The 19,152-nt window shown below is 59.4% G+C and carries 14 protein-coding genes; 9 read left to right on the top strand and 5 right to left on the bottom strand.

Annotation, left to right across the window (positions count from 1 at the left end):
- Nucleotides 1-12: 12 nt before the first annotated feature.
- The 3 genes from HQL98_01850 to HQL98_01840 form a co-directional block, all read right to left on the bottom strand.
- Nucleotides 13-915 (bottom strand): transporter substrate-binding domain-containing protein, encoded by a 903-nt coding sequence (locus HQL98_01850; GenBank protein MBF0270805.1) that lies wholly within the window; start codon nucleotides 913-915, stop codon nucleotides 13-15.
- A 126-nt stretch (nucleotides 916-1,041) separates the two neighbouring features.
- A complete protein-coding gene (gene lpxK / locus HQL98_01845) occupies nucleotides 1,042-2,154 on the bottom strand; it encodes a tetraacyldisaccharide 4'-kinase (protein ID MBF0270804.1) in 1,113 nt (370 codons plus the stop codon).
- Between the two features lie 5 nt (nucleotides 2,155-2,159).
- On the bottom strand, nucleotides 2,160-3,440 hold the full coding sequence (locus HQL98_01840; protein MBF0270803.1) for a 3-deoxy-D-manno-octulosonic acid transferase: 1,281 nt from the start codon (nucleotides 3,438-3,440) through the stop codon (nucleotides 2,160-2,162).
- Nucleotides 3,441-3,657: 217 nt separating this feature from the next.
- Between HQL98_01840 and mshL the strand changes: the two genes are divergently transcribed.
- The 8 genes from mshL (at nucleotide 3,658) to HQL98_01800 (ending at nucleotide 16,032) form a co-directional block, all read left to right on the top strand.
- Complete coding sequence (gene mshL, locus HQL98_01835; protein ID MBF0270802.1) at nucleotides 3,658-5,553, top strand: pilus (MSHA type) biogenesis protein MshL; 1,896 nt, start codon at nucleotides 3,658-3,660, stop codon at nucleotides 5,551-5,553.
- Between the two features lie 50 nt (nucleotides 5,554-5,603).
- Nucleotides 5,604-6,569 (top strand): tetratricopeptide repeat protein, encoded by a 966-nt coding sequence (locus HQL98_01830; protein ID MBF0270801.1) that lies wholly within the window; start codon nucleotides 5,604-5,606, stop codon nucleotides 6,567-6,569.
- A gap of 8 nt (nucleotides 6,570-6,577) precedes the next feature.
- Nucleotides 6,578-9,799, top strand: coding sequence for an AAA family ATPase (locus tag HQL98_01825; protein MBF0270800.1), 3,222 nt, complete (start codon nucleotides 6,578-6,580; stop codon nucleotides 9,797-9,799).
- A gap of 43 nt (nucleotides 9,800-9,842) precedes the next feature.
- Nucleotides 9,843-11,495, top strand: coding sequence for a type II/IV secretion system protein (locus HQL98_01820; GenBank protein ID MBF0270799.1), 1,653 nt, complete (start codon nucleotides 9,843-9,845; stop codon nucleotides 11,493-11,495).
- 16 nt (nucleotides 11,496-11,511) lie between these two features.
- Complete coding sequence (locus HQL98_01815) at nucleotides 11,512-12,732, top strand: type II secretion system F family protein (GenBank protein MBF0270798.1); 1,221 nt, start codon at nucleotides 11,512-11,514, stop codon at nucleotides 12,730-12,732.
- Between the two features lie 208 nt (nucleotides 12,733-12,940).
- Nucleotides 12,941-13,816 (top strand): hypothetical protein, encoded by an 876-nt coding sequence (locus HQL98_01810; GenBank protein MBF0270797.1) that lies wholly within the window; start codon nucleotides 12,941-12,943, stop codon nucleotides 13,814-13,816.
- A gap of 1,014 nt (nucleotides 13,817-14,830) precedes the next feature.
- Nucleotides 14,831-15,391 (top strand): DUF1566 domain-containing protein, encoded by a 561-nt coding sequence (locus HQL98_01805; GenBank protein ID MBF0270796.1) that lies wholly within the window; start codon nucleotides 14,831-14,833, stop codon nucleotides 15,389-15,391.
- 227 nt (nucleotides 15,392-15,618) lie between these two features.
- The gene (locus HQL98_01800; protein MBF0270795.1) at nucleotides 15,619-16,032 is read left to right on the top strand and encodes a DUF1566 domain-containing protein; all 414 of its coding nucleotides are present in this window, start codon (nucleotides 15,619-15,621) and stop codon (nucleotides 16,030-16,032) included.
- 7 nt (nucleotides 16,033-16,039) lie between these two features.
- On the opposite strand, the gene HQL98_01795 is transcribed toward HQL98_01800, so the two are convergent.
- Nucleotides 16,040-17,533 carry an O-antigen ligase family protein gene (locus HQL98_01795; protein ID MBF0270794.1) on the bottom strand — a complete coding sequence of 498 codons (1,494 nt, stop codon included), beginning with the start codon at nucleotides 17,531-17,533 and terminating at the stop codon, nucleotides 16,040-16,042.
- A gap of 81 nt (nucleotides 17,534-17,614) precedes the next feature.
- On the bottom strand, nucleotides 17,615-18,097 hold the full coding sequence (locus HQL98_01790; GenBank protein MBF0270793.1) for a type II secretion system protein: 483 nt from the start codon (nucleotides 18,095-18,097) through the stop codon (nucleotides 17,615-17,617).
- A 487-nt stretch (nucleotides 18,098-18,584) separates the two neighbouring features.
- On the opposite strand from HQL98_01790, the gene HQL98_01785 reads away from it, so the two are divergent.
- Nucleotides 18,585-19,142: a hypothetical protein gene (locus HQL98_01785; protein ID MBF0270792.1), complete on the top strand. Its 558-nt coding sequence runs from the start codon at nucleotides 18,585-18,587 to the stop codon at nucleotides 19,140-19,142.
- Nucleotides 19,143-19,152 lie beyond the last annotated feature (10 nt).

Raw genomic sequence — 19,152 nt, 5'->3', positions numbered from 1 at the left:
TCCGTGGGGGCATCAGCTTTTGGGCGCGAAAAAGGCCGGGAAGTAACTTTTGATCCCGGGATAGTATTTTTTCACGATGGCATCGTAGGAGCCATCCTTGCGGATCCGGGCGAGATATTGGTCAAAAGCTTGGCGCAGCTCCGGAGCGTCCTTGGGAAAGGCGGCGGCCATTTCCTGCATGTCGGATACCGGTCCGATCACCTTGATCTTGCCGGTCCATTTTTGCAAGTCGATGAGGGCGTCCGCCACGTCCAGCAGGGACAATTCCGCATCCTGGTTGAGCAGGGCCGGGACCATCTCGTTGAGGTTGGTGTTCTTGGTATATTTGCGCAGATCCAGTCCTTTGTCCTTGAGGCCGTAAAGCCCCGGATCCAGGCAGGTCTTTTCCATGACCAGCAGACTTTTTCCGGAGATCAACGCCTTGGTTTCCTGGATATCCTGGCTCAGGTCGCGGCTGCCCTTGATGGGATGCAGGCTGGAGTCGGAACGGGCGATGAGCCAGACCTGGGTGGGAAAAATGGGCGCGGAAAAATCCACCACCTTTTGCCGCCAGGGCAGTATGGTGTATCCGGTGGCAATCAGATCCCCTTTGACGGGATAGTTGCCTTCGAGGATCACCTCATCCCCTTTGCGGGTGACCTGTTTGCCGAGCAGGTCTTTGAGAACCGTGTCGAAATCGGTGAATACCAGGGTGTGGCGCACCCCGAGACTCTTGGCAAATCCCTGGATGATCTCCACATCCATGCCATCTCCGGCACCGGTGACGAAGTTGGCGTATTTGATGCCCAGATGACGCAGTTCGCCACGGGCCAGAATCTCTTTCAGATCGGCGTGGGCAGGCTGGATGTGGCCAGCAAAAATCCATGACAGGCAGAGTGTTGGCAAAATCCAACGGAGTAGAGGCAGGAAGGGCATGATTGACTCCTTTGGGAGAGGTGGCTGAAATCGATGCATGACACGACAGGATAAACCGTCAAGTCGGTATTTTTTGAAAAAATCGCATCGTTTTGCTGCTATTGCAAGAGCAAAGGATGGTCTGGTTTAATATTTTGTGAAAGATTGGAGGGTATTCAGAGAATTTAGGCGTTGTTCCAGCCAGGAGCGGTTGTGTTGCAGTTCCATATCCACCCGCAAGGCCAACAGGGGCAGGGGGAAGGGGGCGTGGGTCAGCTTGACGGCATCTTTTTCCGTGCAGACCAGGGCCTGGGCGCCGGAGGCCCGGGCCTGGGCGATCAGGTGGCGCAGGGTGTCGGGGGAGAAGGGGTGATGATCCGGAAAGGGGTGGAAAGCCGTCACCTGGAGGGGCAGTGCCGACAGGGCGCGGCGGAATCCTTCCGGGGCGGCGATGCCGCAAAAGGCCAGCACCGGACCGGTCAGGCCGTGGAGGGGCAGGGGGGAGCCGTCTGGGTGGATGGGAATCCAGGCGGCGGGACGATGGATGGCGGTGAGCAGGGGTTTGTCGGGAAAACGGTGTGTCAGGGTGTCCAGGGTGGCCTGGGTGGCGTCGGGATCGTCGGCCCGGGTGAGAATGATGCCGTCGCAGCGGTGCAGGGCCGAGGGGAACTCCCGCAAAATACCGCCGGGCAGCACCCGACCGTTGCCGAAGGGACGGCGGGCGTCCAGCAGCACCAGATCCAGATCCCGTTGCACATCGAGCCGATGAAAGCCGTCGTCCATGAGGATCAGGTCGCAGCCGAACCGTTCCAGCGCATGGCGGATCAGGGCGGGCCGGTCGGCACCGGTGAGGATCGCGACTCCGGGTAGGGCGTGGGCCAACAAGACCGCCTCGTCGGCGGCCATGGGGGGCGCGAGTCGAATGCCCTCCGGGTCGGCGACCACGGTCACCGGATCCCGGGAGTGTTGTCGATAGCCACGGCTGACCACGGCGATGCGGCGACCGGTGGGTATCAGGTGACGGGCGAGCCAGCAGACCATGGGGGTTTTGCCGGTGCCCCCCACCGTGAGGTTGCCCACGCTGATCACCGGACACGGAGCCCGCAGGGAAGCGAGACGCCGTTCCCGATGCAGTCGGGCCTTGAGGCGTTGGAATTCCCCCAGCAGGGTGCCGGCTCCCCCCAGTCCCGCCAGGAGCAGACGGGCAGCCGGAGAGTCGGGTTGCTGTTCGCCGCTGAGCCAGGGGAGCAGGCGTTGCATGGGGTTCAGGAATCCATGACCCGTCGAATGGCGGCGATGGTGCGTTGCACGGCTCCGGTGTTGGCCGGCAGCACCGAACGGGCCGCCTCCCCCATCTGCTGACGGCGTTGCGGGTTTTCCAACAGGCCGATCACCTGGGTCTCCAGTGCGGCGGGGGTGGCGATGCGGAGTGCGCCGCCGGCGCGTTCCATTTGCTCGGAGATCTCCGGAAAATTGAACACATGGGGTCCGAAGATCACCGGCACCCCCCAGGCGGCGGCTTCGAGCATGTTCTGTCCCCCTTTGGGCACCAGCGTGCCGCCGATGAACACCAGTTGTCCCCAGCGATACAATCCGTTCAGCCAGCCGATTTCATCCACCAGCAACAACGGTGTCTCCCAGTTTCCCCGGGTCTCGGAAAAGCGTTGCAGCCGCAATCCCCGTTGCTGGGCCAGTTCCTCGATGGCCGGGCAGCGCTCCGGATGGCGCGGCACCAGGATCAGCCGGGGGGCCAGGGGATGGTTCAGCAGTTTTTGATGCAGATCCAACAGGATTTCCTCTTCCCCCGGATGGGTGCTGGCGCCGATCCAGACCGGTTGTTCCGGCACCGGCAGCCGGGTGGTCAACTGGTGCAGCAGCGCCGGATCCGGGGGTTTCATGGCCTGATCGTATTTGAGATTGCCGGTGACCACCACCCGTTCAGGATCGGCTCCCATGGCGATCAGACGCTGGGCGTCCGGGGCGGATTGCATCAGAAACAGTCGGCCATCCGCCAGCAGTCGCCGGGTCAGAAGGCGGATGGCGTGATAACGTCGAAAGGAACGGGGGGAGATGCGTCCATTGACCACAAAGATGGGAATACCCCGTTGGGTCAGCACCCGGAAGAGTCCGGGCCACAATTCGGTCTCCATGACCACCAGCAGCCGTGGCCGGATGGCGTTGACCACCGGATGGATGCACACCGGCAGATCCAGGGGCAGATAGTGATAGGCGCTGGCTTCCGGGATGCGCTCTTTGGCCACCTGTTGGCCGGTGCGGGTGACGGTGGAGATCACCAGTTCGTGACCGGGAAAACTCTTGAGCAGATTCACCGCCAGTTCCCGTGCTCCCATCACCTCGCCAACCGAAACGGCGTGTAGCCAGATGCGGGGTTTTCTGGTATCATTATTGCTTGGTCCTGGAGGGAGTATTCCCAATCGTGGCAGCAGGGTTCCCCGGTATTTGGGGGTGGTGTAATAGCGCCAAACCCAGACAGGCAGCGTCAGAACGATGACGACTGTCAAAAGGGCGTGATAAAGAGTGTGCATGCTTTAATTCTCAAGCCGAAGGTGGCTGTGTCCAATCCACGATGGAAACCATCACCGCGCAACCATATACCATGCCAGCATGAGCCGGATCGAGAGATGATGGTGTGAAGGGTTGAAATAATGGTTCGGATTGTTTATGATTTCTTTGTATGGAATATGCTTTTTTCCCCCAGAATGAGTGGGTATCCGTTCCATGGATCCCAATAAAGGGTCGCGGATGATGAAGCAAGCATGGATGATCGGTGGCATCGTGTGTCTGGCTCTGGTGATGGGCGGATGCAAGACGGGCGAGATGGTCTCCGGCAATCCGGGTTCGGGAGACACGGGATCCATGGCGGCTGCCCACAAAGCCGTGGTGGAGGAGTCTGCCGCCCTGGAACGACGACGGGAGGGGAATGCGGACAAAAAAGGGGATAAGCCTGGCGACAAGCCTTTGGCCAAAGCGGCGGATAAGGCTGAAGAATTTCCAGGCTGGGAACGCACCAGCCGGGAAATCAACCGGGATGCCCAGCACCTGTCCAACGAATCTCCGGATCGCAACCTCCATGGCCGGATGGTGAGCGAAACCAAGGGACTCGGAGCGCGCAACGATCAAATGCGCGCCATGGAACACATTGCCCCTCCGGTGATGCCGGCTCCGGTTTTGCCCAAATACGACCGTCTTTCCGACATCATGGTCTCCTTGGAAATGGACAAGGTGGATGCCCGTCAGGCGTTGCGCGCCCTGGCCAAGCAGGCCAACCTGAATCTTTTGCTGGATCCGGCTGTGCTGGAAGAAGCCCCCCTCATCACGGTCAGTTTTCAAAAGGTCTCCGCCGCCACGGTGCTGCGGGAGGTGTTGCGACTGGCGGACCTCCATGGCGTGATCGAAGACAACCTGTTGCGGGTCGAACCGTTCCAGGAGGTGGTTATTCCCCTGAACTTCCTGGAAACCAATGTCACCTCCACCTTCGAGTCGGGTGGGGATGTGTTGGGCGCCGCGGCCCTGACGGGCATCGGTGGCGGGGCCACCGGCGGAGGCGGAGCCCCCGCAGCCGGTACCGGGTTGAAAGGCGGCTTTGCCATGACGGGGGGCGCCAAGTCCACCAATCCCTACGAACCCATCGAAAAGACCCTGCAAAATCTGGTGGGTGAGAAAAAAGGCACCTATCAGATCAACCGTCAGACCGGAACCCTGTATATCCGTTCCAAACCCTCGGCGGTCAAGTCCGTCACCGATCTGGTGCAGCGCTACAAGGAGATTTTAGGCCGTCAGATCCTGATCGAGGCCCGCTTGATGGAAGTGCAGTTGAGCGATCAGTATCAGGCCGGCATCAACTGGGCCTTGCTGCGCTCGAATCTGGCTTTGACCAGTGGCATCACCCAGACCATCTCCACTTTGGGTGTCGGGCAGGGGGTGGTGGTTGCGGATGGTACCATCGTTGGCAATGATCCCTTCAACGCCTCCGCGAATCGACATGTGGCTGTGGGCATTCCCAGCACGTCCACCTCCGGGACCACCAGTGCTTTGGGCTTGCAGGGAGCCAAACCCGCCGGTCTGGGTCTCACCTTGGGTGGTTCCCATGGCCTAGCCTTCATCGATCTGTTGAAGCAGTTTGGCGACGTGCGCACCCTGTCCAATCCCACCATTCGCGCCCGTCATGGCCAGCCCGCCATGATCAGCGTGGGCCAGTCCAGCAACTACGTGCAACAGACCAAAGTGACCGCCGCCACCGTGGCCGGGGCCGCCCCCACCACCGAGGTGACCACCGCCACCCTGTTCGACGGGGTGATGATGGGGGTGGTGCCCTTCATCTCCACCGATGGCAAGATTACCCTCTCCATCCATCCGATTCAGAGTTCACTGGTGTCCGGCAGTCTGGATGCCAAGAAATTCGGGGCTTCCGAGGTCTCCCTGCCCCAGGTGAATCTGAAAGAGATCAGTACGTTGTTGGAACTTCAGGATCGGGATACGGTGTTGCTGGGAGGTCTGATCGACAAAACCGCCACCAAGTATCGCACCGGCGCACCGGTGCTGTCGGAACTGCCATTGCTGGGTCGGCTGTTCACCCATGACCAGGAGAACGAAACCACCCGGGAACTGGTCATCATGCTGCGGGTGACCATCCTGTGAGCGTGATTTATCAAGCTCTGCGCAACCGGAAACGGGCGGAAGCGGTCACCATGATTCCCAGGCTTGATGGCGAGGGTGGGATCATCGATGATGAGACGGATTCTGGTTCTGGGCCTTTTGCCCGGTTCGTTTCCTGGTTTCTCGAAGCCTCCCTGCTGGTGAGAACGGCGGTGGTGGCACTGCCTGTGGTGGTGCTGGCGGGGATCGGGGGCGGGGTGTATTGGACGTTTTTTTCCGCTGCGGAGCATAAGCCTCCGACGGCTGTGGAGGCCAAAAGTCCGGCTGTCGCCGCCAAGAGCGCCCCGGAGGCCAAAGCCGGAGCCAAGAGTGCCATCGACGAGGAGTTGTTCGCCGGCATTGGTCCAGAAGGGGCCACGGAAAACCTGCCTCTGAATGAAACTCCGGCCGACCCCCAAGCCGATGCCAAACAGGAAGCGCTCTCCGAAGAGAAATTCCTGGCCATTTTTGCCGACTCCGCCGCCCCCGAAGGGCCGGAGAGCCATGCCGGCAAGCCCGCCGCCAAGGGCGCCAACCCCGGCGGTGAACCGGCCCCGCTGGTGGTGAGCCGGGAAGAAGAGCGTCTCGCCTTGTCCCAGGCCCGTCGGGCTGCCCCCAAGGCCGAGCCTGTCGTGGCTCCCGAGGTGCTGGAAACCCGTGAGCGGGATGTGGCCCGGGTGGTGGCGGAATTGAGACTGGCCATGGGCCGGGACGATGCCAAATCGGTTCATGACCTGTTCGTGAAACTCGGCAAGGTCAAAGCCGGTGGGGAGGCGGATCCCTATGTGCTCAACATGCGGGCCTACTGGGAGGTGGCCAAAGGTCGTTACGATCGGGCCGAAATCTATCTGAAACAGGTCCTGGAGCGTCGCAAGGACGATCTGGAGGCCGGATTGAACATGGCGGTGGTGGAGATGCGCACCCAGCGAACGGCGGAATCCCGGGAGCGGTTGCACGGCCTGTCGAGACTCTATCCCGGTGACCCCCGCATTGGGGAAATGCTGCGCCATTTGCCTTGATGCATCCCATGACCGCTTCCCGCAAGCCGGCCAACTCCTCACCCAATCCCCAACCCGAAAGCTGGGATGATGTCGCCAAGCTGGTGACCATGGCCAAGGAGAGCGAGGCCTATCTGCGTTTTTTGGGGCTCAAGCGCAATCCTTTCCCGGTGGCCCCGGATGCGGATGTGTTTTTCCTGCCGACCCGCATCGATACCCTGATTACCGAAGTTTTGCATTGCATCCATACCCGCAAGGGCTTTTTGATGATCACCGGGGAGGTGGGACTGGGGAAAACCACGGTCAGCCGCCGGGTTTTGCGCACCCTGGACGAAACCCGGGTGGAGACCGCTCTGGTCTTCAACACCTTCATTCAGGGAACCGCGCTGCTGGAGGAGATCAACCGGGACTTCGGCATCGTGGTGGAAGGCAAAACCGGTCCCCAGGAGCAGATGGCGGCCTTGAATCGGTTTTTGATCGACCGTTACGCCGCCGGGATCAATTGCGCCATTGTCATCGACGATGCCCAGAATCTCACCATGGAGAGTCTGGAGATGGTGCGGATGATCTCCAACCTGGAAGAACACGCCGAAAAGCTGGTGCAGATTCTTCTGGTGGGTCAACCGGAGCTGGAAACCAAACTTGACGCCCACGAATTGCGGCAGCTCAAGAGCCGGATTGTGGTGCATGCCCGCATGCGGCCTTATGACCTGGAGGAGTTGAAGCGGTATATCGCCTTCAAGCTCACTTCGGCGGGGTCATCCGGGGGGGTGACGATTCCCGATGCCTCCTATCGTTTGTTGCACGTGTTGACCGGAGGCAATCCCCGTCGGCTCAACAACTTGATGGATCGCTGTTTGTACGGATTGTTCGCCTACAATACCATGCGGTTGAGTCGGCGTCTGATTCTGGAAGTGGCCCGTGAGCTGAACATGAGCCGCCCGGCGGTGAACTGGAAGCGTTGGGGCTGGCGGATCGGACCGGGGGTGTTGGCGGCGGCGGGTTTGGCGATCGCGGTCATGGGGTGGCGGGGGGAGTGGTTACAGGGGGCGGGCCGGGGCGTGGAGAGCGAGTCGGTGCGGCTGGCGCAAGAGAAGGTGGAAGCGGAGTTGGCCCGCGCCCGGTCGGAGCGGGAGCGGGCATCGGCAGAACTGGAGCAGGCCCGGGCGGCTCGGGAGTCGGCGGCGTCGGAGCTGCTCAAGGCCCGCGCCGAAAGCGAGAAGGCCCGCGGGGCTGTGGCCCAGGCCCAGGTGGTGGAAGCCAAGGCGTTGACCCAGGTGGCCAATGCCCGGGAGGTTTCCCAGGTGGAAGCCGAGGCGCGCAAGAAGGCGTTGAGCGAGGCTCGGGAGGCCCGGGAGGCTGCCGAGGCCGCGGCTGGCCGCGCCGAGGGGGCGTTGGCGGAGGCCCGGAGCCGTGCCGAGAGTCAGGCCAAGGCGTTGACCGAGGCCACGGAGGCCAAGCGCAAGGCCGAAGCGGAAGCGGCGGAGGCCCATCGCCGGTTGGCCGAGTCCCAAGCCGAGGCGGAGGCCCGTGGCAAGGCGTTGGTCACGGCGACGGAGGCCCGTAAGGCGGCGGAAGCCAGTGCCAAAAGCGCTCAGGAGGCGGCGGACAAGGCCCGTCAGGAGGCGGAAGCCCGGGCGGTTCATTCCGAAGAGGAGAAGAAGGCCTTGACCGTGGCCCAGGGGGCCCGGGAGCAGGCGGAAAAAGAGGCGCAGACCGCCCGTCAGGAGGCCCAGGCGGCTTTGCAGCGCATCGAGGCGTTGCGTGTGGAGTCGGAAAAGGCGGTGGCGGCGGCCAAGGCCGAGGCGGAGGCCAAGCTGAAGCGTGCCGAAGAGGGACAGCGTGAGGCGGAGGCGCAAGCCAAACGGGTGCGGGAGGAGTCGGCCCGGGAGTTGGCCCGGGTGCAAGCCGAGCAGGAGAAGAGCGGTCAGGAGCTGGAAAAGGGCAAGGTCGAGGCGCAGCGGGTGTTGAACGAGGCTTTGGCGGCCCGCAAGCGGGCGGAAGAGGAGGCCCGGAAGCTGCGGGAGGAGTCGGAGCGGGGGATCAAGGCCATCGAGCAGGCGCGCAATCTGGATCAGTCCAGCCGTGAGCAGGCTTTGTCCCAGGCCAGGAGCGCCCACGCCAAGGCGATGGAGGAGCGGGAGGCGGAAGCGGCCAAGGCGGGAGCGTTGGTGGCCAAGGCCGAGGAAGAGGCCAAAAAACGCGCCCAGGCCATGGAAGAGTTGAGTCAGGCCCGCAAGCAGGCGGAAGCCGGGGCCAAAGAGGCGGAGGCCCGGGCCCGCAAGGCCATGGAGGAGGCGGTTCAGGCCCGGGAGCGGGTGGCCCAGGATGTGGATCTGGCGCGGGTGGAGGCGGAGAAGGCCAAACAGGAACTGCGTATCGCCCGTGAGCGCATTGCCGAGCTTTCCGCTCCGGGTGGTCGTGGCGAGGCCCGGGATTCGGGCAGTGTCACCCCCGAGCTGAAACGGTTTCTGGCGGCCTATGGTCTGGGGGAGTACGAGGGGATGTTCGCCCGGGGTTTGGCTGACGGATGGCTGGAAGGGGTGGCTCGACGGGTGGAAGAGGAAAAGGGCTTGCATCTGGTCTCCCTGTCGGCGTTGCCTCCTGGACTGGAGCAGAAACATGCGGTGTTGAACCACGGGGGCAAGCGGCTGTTGTTCTGGCAGCCGGATATTGTCATCAAGTCGTTTTATTATGATCATTCCGGGCCGGAGGTGCGGGCCTTGCAGGAGCAGTTGAGCCGGGTGGGCTTCTACTCGGATCCTTCCGACGGCATCGTCGGCCGCAAGACCATGAGTTCCGTGACCCAGTTCCAAAAGCAGCGCAATCTGCCGGTCACCGGTTATCCGGATATCGCCACCTTGTTTTGGTTGAGTCAGGAACAGGGCCATCCCTCCCCGACCCGGGACAAGCTCGTGGCAACGCCTCCGGCCCGGGAAAAGGAGAAGGCGGGCGCATCAGCCGGAACCCGGGAGAAGGGGGGGGTATTGTCGGGGCGGGGGATCTGGGTGATTCAGTTGGCCAGCGTGCGCACCGAGGCCGAGGCGGAGCGGTTTCGCAAGGGGTTTGCCGACAAGGGAGTGGAGACGGTGATTGCCAACATTTCCAAACCGGATGGCAATACCTGGTATGCGTTGCGCACTCCGCCCGTGGAGGAGCGGGGGCAGGCGGAACAGCTTTTGCGGGAGATGGAGTTGAAATTCGGTCGGAAAGGGATAATCATGGGGCTGTCGCCAACGGCGCGGCGATAAGGGACCAGCGGCAAGGGTTGGAAGGTTCGGGGAGACGTGAAAGATGGCCGAGGCGGAAAAAGTCACCAAACAGATCGGTGAGCTCCTGAAAGAAAAGGGGCTGATCATTGACTCCCACATCGAACTGGCCCTGCAAGACCAGAAGGTGACCCGGGAACGGGTGGGTGAAATCCTCGAACGGTTGGGTTTCATCTCCCAGTACGACATCGCCACCACCATCGCCGATCAGGACGGACGCAAGTATGTGGATGTGGACCAGAAACGGCCCTCTCCGGAGAGTTTGCGCCTGTTCAACATTCAAGCCTGCATGGCCCACAAGTTTTTGCCCTATTTCAACGACGCCAAAGAGGTGATCGTCGTCACCTACTCCGACGACGTGGACGGATTGGAAAAATTCATCGCCCGGGCCACCGGTTTGAGACCCCGGGTGCGCCAAGGCGAAAAAAGCAAGATCATCAACGCCATCCAGTATTATTATTACTTCCTGGAAAACCCGGTGGAACGGCTCATCCAAAAGGAGATCCAACTCCTGGCGGCGGACCGGGACGGGGTGCGCTCCCTGGATTCGTTCGTGAATCATCTGTTGCAGTTGGCGGTCAAGGCCCGGGCGTCCGACATCCATATCCGCCCCATGGACATGTCCATCAGCGTGGCTTTCCGGGTGGACGGCGTGATGCGCGCCCAGTTCGCTCTTCCGTTGACCTTCAAACGCCTCACCTCCACCCTCAAGATGAAAGCCGGCATGGACATCTCCGAGCAGCGTCTTCCCCAGGACGGCAGTTTCTCCGAGATGATCTTGAACAATCAGTTCGATTTCCGCGTTTCGTCCACGGTCTGCCCCTACGGCGAAAATCTGGTGCTGCGTCTGTTGCCCGCCAAGGGTGACTTCATGGGCATGCGTCAGTTGGGGGTGTTCGACGAGGATTTGGATCTGATGACCGAAATCTTCAACGAACCTTTCGGCATCGTGCTGTTGACCGGTCCCACGGGTTCCGGCAAGACCACCACCTTGTACGCGGCGGTGCGTCGTCTCAACCTCACGGAAAAAAACATTCTCACCGTCGAAAACCCCATCGAGTACCGTATTCCTCTGATTCGGCAGACCCAGATCAACGTCAAGGCCGGTTACACCTTTGCCAGCGCCATTCGTTATTTCCTGCGTCACGACCCGGATGTGATCCTGGTGGGTGAAATCCGTGACACCGAAACCGCCCAGACCGCGGTTTCCGCCTCGGAAACCGGCCATCTGGTGCTGTCCACCCTGCATACCAATACCGCCTTGGGGGCCATTCCCCGTTTGCGTTCGTTGGGGATTCCCAACTTCATGCTGGCGGACTCCCTGGTGGGGGTGGTGAGTCAACGACTGGTGCGCAAGATCTGTCCCGGATGCAAGGAGGAGTATCATCCGTCTGCCGAAGAACTGGCCTATCTGCGGGATCCGGAAATCACCACCCTGTGGCGGGGCCGGGGCTGCGAGGATTGCCATCACAGCGGTTACATGGGGCGGACGCTGATCTATGAAATTTTGCGTTCCAACCGGGAACTGGCGGGCATGATCGGTCGGGATGTGGATGTGGACACCATGGAAGAGTCCGCCATCAAGCATGGCTACCGGACCATCTTCCATTGCGCCTCCCGCAAGGTGAAACTTGGCCAGACCACGGTCAAGGAAGTGATTCGGGTGTTGGGACATTGAGCGGGAGCGGGCACGCATGGCCTATTTTTATTACAAGCTGATCGCCAAGGAAGGCGTGATTCGTGGCGGATTGATCCATTTGCCCTTCGACAGTCCCATTTCCGCCACCTCCTATCTGGAGCGCAAAGGGGGCGCGGTGATTTTCGCCCGGGCGTTGCATCCGGTGGTGGGCACCCTCTACGGCATTCTGGAACGGTTCTTTGAAACCAAGGTCGATGTGGCCACCATGGCCGAAGCCCTCAACAACGTGGCCATCATGCTCAAGTCCGGCATTCCGGTGGTGGCCGCCATCCAGGACGCCATGGCGGATAACGAAAATCCCACCCTCGCCAAACTGGGACAGGATCTGGTCAGCCGTATCCACTCCGGAGCCAGTCTGTCGGAGGCCGCCAAAAGCTGGAGCCGCTTCTTTCCGGATACCACCCTGTTTCTGATGCGCATCGGCGAAGAGACCGGCTCGCTGGATCGCACCATCAAGGATGCCTCCTTGCACATGATCAAGGTGGATAAGATCTTCCGGGAAACCAAAAGTGCCTTGATGTATCCGGCGTTCATGTTCACCGCCATTATCGGCGCCATGGCGTTCTGGCTGTATTTCGTGGTGCCGATGATGCTGCCTTTGTTGCAGGCCACGGGCAAGGAACTGCCCGCTTTGACCCGAGGCATCATCGGGGCGGCGGACTTCCTGCGGGATTATCTGGGATTCATCGGGTTGGGGATGTTCGTGTTTTTTGTCACGTTCAAAACTTTGATGAGAAAGGTTTATATTTTTCGCCGCAAGGTCCATGGATTCATGCTGTGGCTGCCGATCATCAGCCGGATCATCAACGCCTCCAATCTGGCCTTCATCACCGAATATTTCAGCCTGTTGCTCAATGCCGGCGTGGATGTGATCAAGAGCATCGACATCCTGGGGGGATCGCTGGGCAACGAGGTCTACAAGGAAAAGATGCTCGAAGTGCGCGCCGGATTGATCAATGGTCTGGGACTGCGGGTCTCTTTTGCCGACGCCAAAATCTTTCCGCCCTTCGTGGTGCGCATGATCGGTATCGGCGAGGTCAGCGGCGCCTTGTCCACCCAGTTGGACTTCGCCGCCGAAGAGTATGGACGACGCCTGGACGACACCGTCAAGACCCTGGGCAAAAGCATTGAGCCCATCGCCTTGGTGTTGGGAGGCGGCATGTTCGTGGTGCTGCTTTTGGGCATGTTCATGCCGTTGTACAGCATGGTGGGATGAGTCGGGCGGGCGACAAAAAAGAATATCACCCCGGCAGGGATTGTGTTATCCTGCAACCATCCGTGAAACCTGGACAAAAATTCGACCCGGAAACCTTTTTCCGGTGGGTTATCGTCCAGGCCGGATGGCTTCTCCAATCGCCAAGGATCGCATGACCATGAACCATGACACGATATCCCCGGTTCGCAAACGGAGCGGCGGGTTTTCGATGATTGAACTGTCGATCGTCATGATCATCATCGGCCTGATCATCGCCGGCGGCATCACCGCCTACACCCCCTCCATGCGGCAGGCGTTGAAAAACAAGAACGAAACCATCGTGCGTCATGCCGTGGAAGCCCTGGTCGGTTACGGGGGGGCGCATAAATACCTGCCTTCCACCATTTCCAATACGGGTGTGGTCAACAGCGTGCAGGATGGACAGAAAAATACCTTGCAATACGCGTATGATACCAATCTGACCTCCGCCAACGCCGTATGCAACCGGGACAGCACCAATCTGACCGTCCAGGTCTTGAAGTCCGATGGTAGCGTCAATTTTTCGGTCAGCAACGTGGCGTTCGTGATCTGGAGCATGGGGTACGACGGCGCCACCAGCAACGCCAAGACCGCAGGTGCCATCGCGGCTGCCGCCACCTATACGGTTCCTTTGTATCAGGAAGGCACCACCAGCGACGATCTGGTGGGTTGGGCCACCATGTCGGAATTGAAAGCCGCTGCCGGGTGCGGGGGAAGTTCGTTGAAGATTCTGGCCTCGTCCATGCCGGTGGGGATCGTCGGTTCCACCTATGGCACCGTGACCTTTACACCGGATGGGGGGCTTGCGCCGTACTACTGGTGTGTCGAGTTCCCGGATACCACCCGATCCGGCAAGCTGACGTTCACCGCCACCGCAGGCGTGACCCCCGCCACCGCGTTTGGCAGTTGCACCGCTCCGGCCTCGGTGGGCAGCACCTTGACCATGACGGGCAATTCGGCCTTTGTTTCCACCGATCAGGGTGGCCCTTATGATTTGGTGGTGTATCTCAAGGATACAAACGCCTATACGGTCAGCAGGCGGTTCAGTCTGTATGTCAACCAGTAGCAGGGGCCGGGGCTCGTCGTTCGGAACCGAAAAACCGTGCCCGGGTGTTGCGGAGTGGTCATGAATACTGAAAAATCCGCCGGTTTCAGCCTGATTGGCATGGCGCTGTTCATGATGGTCGTGGCCATTGGCGTCTCCACGTTGACCTTGCTGGCCCCCAACATGGAGACCATCGGGCGGGAAAAAACGGTCTCGGCGTTGCGTGCCGACAAGAGCGCCTTGATTGGTTACGCCACCGCCAATGGCCGCTTGCCGAATGCCACGGAGTTTGGTGGTGTGGTTCCCAATCAGCTCGATGGGTATCAAAATACCATTCAATACGCCTTTGACAGCCGTTTGGTCACCACAGGCTCGGTGTGCGCCACCCCTTCCGGTTATCTCTCGGTGGACAGTTTGAGCAGTGTGGCCTTGGTGATCTGGAGCAATGGCCGCAACGGCCAGGTCAACAACGCCACCACCACACCCGACAAAACCGCCGGCGCCATTGCCGTCTCCACCCCCTTTCCCAATACCGTGTACAGCAACAATGGCACTCCGAGCGATATCACCGATGATACGGATGATATTCTGGAGTGGGTGACATTGGATGAATTGAAGAAGTCTTTTGGTTGCCAGGATCTGGAATCCAGCACCACCTTGACCCTGGTTGCCAATGCGTTGCCGGTTGGTTTCGAGCTTGAGACCTATGGAACCCAGACGTTTACGGCCCAGGGTGGCAGTGGTTCCAGTTATCAATGGTGTGTGGAAAGCAGTGCGATTGCCAGCGGCCTTTTGAATGGTGATCTCTCCTTTGCATCTCCCGCCTCCGTCTCGGTGGTGGGGAGTGGCGGGTGCGGAGCGTCGTTTGCATCGGGCAGTTCCTCGACGTTGACCATGACAGGCAGTTCCGAGTTTGATCTGGGGGATGGCAGTTCCACGGGAACCAAGCACGATATTCGCATCTATCTCAAGGATGGGGTGGGGAATACCGTCAATCGTCTGTTTCAATTGACGGTGAGAAGCGGTGTGGTGTCGATGGGCAAGAACTATTCGTCTGAATATCTGGCCACCGCCACGGCGACGGCTGCCGGAGATGATATCAGTACTGCCCAGTTGACCGGAACCTCCAACATTGGCATTTTGTGGTATCAGGTTTACCGTTTCTCGGACAACGGGGATGGATCGATCACGGACAATCTGACCGGATTGAGTTGGTTGCAGAATGCGAATTGTTGGGGAAATATGACCTGGACCCAGGCCCTGGACAAGGTGACGGCCTTGAACAGTCGCACCACGGGCTATAATTGCACCACATCTCCCACATACACCGGCACATTAAACGATTGGCGTCTGCCCAATCGTCGGGAGTTGAGCAGTTTGTTGGATATGGGACGATACTCACCCGCCATTCCCGTGCCCACAAGCGGATTGCCCGCGCCGGAAAATGTGCAGAACAATTGGTACTGGACCAGCACTTCCTATGCCATCAGTCAACCGGCGAACAATGCCTGGGCCGTGAGTCTGGACAGTGCCGCGATTGCCAGTGATACCAAATCGAAGCAGTATTATGTTTGGCCGGTACGGGGTGGTCAGTAGCAAGGGGATGACGCATGAGGCAGAATTTTGCAATCGCAGGTCTGTTTGTGATGGGATTGTCAGGCCTCTTGGGCGTGAGTGCCGATGGGTGCGCATCCAGTGCTCTGGTTCCAAAGACCGGTCAGACGATTGGATACGATGGTGCGCGCAGCGGTGAAGACGGGGATTTGCAAAAAGGCGTGGCATGGCCAACCACCCGTTTTAGTGACCGGAGTGATGGCAGTGTCGTGGATAAATTAACCGGTTTGATGTGGTTGAAGAATGCCAACTGCTGGGGTTCCATGCAATGGTCCGCGGCATTGACCAAAATCGTTGCGTTCAATACCACGCGCTCTACCAACAACTGTTCCAGCAACACCTACACGGGCAGTTACACCGACTGGCGTTTGCCATCGCGTCTGGAACTGGAAAGCCTGTTGGATTTGGGCAATACCAGCGTGCCTGTGCAGTCTGGACATCCCTTCGTTTCTCTTCAGGCGGACAAGTATTGGACCAGCACCCCTTTGGCCAGCGATACGACCAAGGCGTGGTATGTGGATTTTACCGATGGTGTGGTCTCTTCCAATCGCAAGGCTCCTCCCGGTCAGGGGCAAAGCACGGTCAGTAATTTGTATGTCTGGCCGGTGCGCGGGGGGCAGTGATTTTTTGTCATGAGGGGTTAGGGGGGGGCGGAGCCGCCTCCGGCAGATGAATCAACCCCTGATTCCAGAATCGCGGCGCGTATGGAAGTTTGGGATAGGCTTGGGTGAAGTGGAGTTTGTCATCCTGCAAGCGGGTGATTTTGGGGAACAGGCTCCAGCTCAAGACCGAGACGAGCATCAGGCCCGCCAGGCCCAGGATCCAAGCCTGGGATCGGGAGGAGACGGAGACCAGAGGGGGAGTCGAGGGGGCCGTATGTTGATGCAGGCCCAGCATCATGCCCAAGACCAAGGCCCCCGTCACTTGACTGATGGGCATCACCAGCAGTCCGCATACCTGGGCATGGGTGATGCCGGCCACGAATGAACCGGTCAGGGCGATGCGGGTGTGGTGCAGCACCGGTGAGGTGACCGACTCCTCTTTCACCTGTCCCGCAGCCGACCGAAACCATCCCAGCCCGCCCCAAATCGTGATCACCGCAGAGGCCACAAAGGCGGGAATGCCCCATTCCGCCAGGATTTGCAGTGAGAGGTTGTGGGGATGCGCGGCCAGTTGGTAGGGATAATACCAAGCATAATGTTGGGGGCCGATGCCCAGCCAGGGGTGTTCCATCATCATCTGCCACGCGGCGGACCACAGCTTCAGTCGGGCGGGATCGTGCAACCGCAGCAGAGTTTCGCTGGTATTGGCGGGGATTAGTGTTTCAAATAAGACGATATAAATTATTAATCCTGCCAGCAGCGCACGCCCTTGAAAATGCAGCCAGGGCAGAGCCTGTTTGCGAAACATGACCCCAAGGGTGACACAAACCACCACCATGGCCATCAATACGCCTCTGCCACCGGTGAACATCCACCAAGCCCACCACAAGGCGCTCGGCAGATAGAGTGCCCATTTCCAGCGTCCCAGACGTGCGGACCAGAAGAGATAGGGCAGCGCGAGTAGGGGAAAGGTCCAGGTCTGGAACTGGTTGAAAAAGCGCAGGCTGACAAAACGGGAAAAGAATCGGGTCGGGTCGAGCATGAACTTCATATATTCGAGAAAGTAGAAAAAATCATCCAGCAACAGCAGGCTGATCCAGGTGCAAGCCCCCATCATCAACACCACGACCAGCACCACAGCCTGCTCCCCGTGGGTGCGCAGGTGGGCGGCGATGCCGATGGCGAGCATGGTCAGCATCATCAGCAGGGATACCTCCTGGATGGCCGCCTGGGGAGAGTGGGCCAGCAACGCGGACAGGATACCACACAGGAAAAAAAGTGCGACTACGCTTTGCAGGCGACCGGGGATCGCATGCAAAACCCCAAGCCATTGGGAGCGGAATGGCGGCACGAGGGTCAAAAGCATGCCGCAAGCAAGCAGAAGCAACTCAAAGAACCGTTGTTCGTCGTAGGCGGAAAGCTGGATATCCGGGATGAGATTGTAATTGGGGGTAATGAGCCAATACAGTCCAATCCACCACAACAGAGGCTGAGTCATGGTGGATTGAAGTGTTTTTGACATGGGATGGGCCATGGAGGAGTGGCATAAAAAAAGCGGATTCCCGGGGTATCGGGAATCCGCTTGATGTGTGCTGCAAGCCGATTACGTGCCGGTGGCGGTCTGCGAAACAGCCGGAACGTTGAAGGTCACTTGCAGAGAGGTCGTGCTAACCGTCACGGAGGTCGCCGAGTTGGTCAGGGCATTTTTGAACACACCCATCAATTCCTGGGATTCATCGGCGGTGAGGCTTGTCAGGGTGAAGCGCATCTCCAGAATGCCAGCGGTATAGGTGGGATAGCTGGTGGTCTTGGCGATGGTGCCGGCACCAAAATTGTAGGTGTCCTTGAGGTCGGCGTTGGTACCCCAACCGGCTGTACCCGTGCCCTGGTAGGTGTTGAGGGCGTTTTGAATCCAGGGGTTGAGATATTGCTGATAGGCTTTCGTGGCTTCGCCTTTTCTCATGGTCGTTTTGCCCACGGCGATGGCGGAGACGATCAGGCCGATGATCACCAGGACGATGGCCATTTCCACGAGGGAAAAGCCTTCTTCCTTGCGTTGCCGGAGGGCGGCGCGGATGCTGTTCATTTGTAAGACTCCTTGATGGTGCTGATGGGGTTTCCGGTTTGGTTTCCGAATTCAATTTAAAGAAGGAAATGTAAATTGTTTCTGAAATATTCCTTTTTGTCAACATAAAAAATGATCCATCCATGTTTATAAAATGTTCTAGTTCTCTCTGTGTGTATTCTGGCAGTAGTTTGAGAGGCGTGCATGGCGCCAAGCAAAAAGTGTTCCCATTTGCAAGCAAGAGGTGTGCTGTCGCAATTGGATGCGTAAGGGGGGCTTGAGGGGCGAGAGGGCCAAAAACAATCAAGCGTTGCAAAGTCCAGGATACCCCAGTGTCCAGGGTGGGGCGATGGGCTGATGCGGGTGGCGGCGGGTGGGGTGGAAGGCGAAAATGCAGGGCTTTTTTGAGTGTGTGTGGAAGAAATGGCATCGGTATTGCTTTTTTTCCATTTTTATCGGAAGATAGTGAAATTGCCAAGCACCCTGTTTTTGTAGAGGAGTCGCGCTATTGAACGTCTTGCAATCGATGATTGCCCTGTTGGGACGGTCGCTTTATTTTATGGTGGCCCTGGGAATCCTGGTGGGCATGCCCTACAGCGCCCATCTGCTCTGGAATGCCTATCAGGATCATATCGCGGCCAGCGAGCGTCTGGACGAGGCCAAACGGATCCGTGCGGAACTGGATCGTCAGATGGAAAAGATCCAGGAATACAGAAAATTTTCCACAGAGGTGCGGACTTTCGTCAAGTCGGCGGAGGATAACCGGCTGGATGAGCGTCAGGGGTGGACCACCTACAAGGTGGATATCAAGGAAAAGTTGATCACCGTGAGCGAATTGCGCGCCTTGCTGATCAATGCCGGCCCTTCATCCCGATTTTATTTCAAGCCCAAAAAGCTGGAAATCACCTCTTTGTTCGCCAAGGAGTCGTTGCCCCCGTCCATCGTGACCCTGATGACCACCAAGGCCGGGATGGGACCGGGCGCTCCGACCACGCCGCCGCCGGTTCCCGGGGAAAAGGTGTTGCTCTCTTTGACGGGTCATTACCTGGTTTTCCCAAGGAGTTGACCGATGCCGT

Source organism: Magnetococcales bacterium (genome assembly GCA_015231755.1).
GTDB lineage: Bacteria > Pseudomonadota > Magnetococcia > Magnetococcales > Magnetaquicoccaceae > Magnetaquiglobus.
The sequence above is the reverse complement of the archived record's forward strand: the minus strand, read 5'-3'. Positions and strand labels throughout refer to the sequence as shown.

Bases quoted from the DNA above. Each gene is read 5' to 3' on its own strand.
- HQL98_01825 (MBF0270800.1), top strand. From the start codon at position 6,578: ATGACCGCTTCCCGCAAGCCGGCCAACTCCTCACCCAATCCCCAACCC.
- mshL (MBF0270802.1), top strand. From the start codon at position 3,658: ATGATGAAGCAAGCATGGATGATCGGTGGCATCGTGTGTCTGGCTCTG.
- HQL98_01820 (MBF0270799.1), top strand. From the start codon at position 9,843: ATGGCCGAGGCGGAAAAAGTCACCAAACAGATCGGTGAGCTCCTGAAA.
- lpxK (MBF0270804.1), bottom strand. From the start codon at position 2,154: ATGCAACGCCTGCTCCCCTGGCTCAGCGGCGAACAGCAACCCGACTCT.
- HQL98_01830 (MBF0270801.1), top strand. From the start codon at position 5,604: ATGATTCCCAGGCTTGATGGCGAGGGTGGGATCATCGATGATGAGACG.
- HQL98_01795 (MBF0270794.1), bottom strand. From the start codon at position 17,533: ATGTCAAAAACACTTCAATCCACCATGACTCAGCCTCTGTTGTGGTGG.
- HQL98_01840 (MBF0270803.1), bottom strand. From the start codon at position 3,440: ATGCACACTCTTTATCACGCCCTTTTGACAGTCGTCATCGTTCTGACG.
- HQL98_01810 (MBF0270797.1), top strand. From the start codon at position 12,941: ATGATTGAACTGTCGATCGTCATGATCATCATCGGCCTGATCATCGCC.
- HQL98_01850 (MBF0270805.1), bottom strand. From the start codon at position 915: ATGCCCTTCCTGCCTCTACTCCGTTGGATTTTGCCAACACTCTGCCTG.
- HQL98_01790 (MBF0270793.1), bottom strand. From the start codon at position 18,097: ATGAACAGCATCCGCGCCGCCCTCCGGCAACGCAAGGAAGAAGGCTTT.
- HQL98_01805 (MBF0270796.1), top strand. From the start codon at position 14,831: ATGGGCAAGAACTATTCGTCTGAATATCTGGCCACCGCCACGGCGACG.
- HQL98_01815 (MBF0270798.1), top strand. From the start codon at position 11,512: ATGGCCTATTTTTATTACAAGCTGATCGCCAAGGAAGGCGTGATTCGT.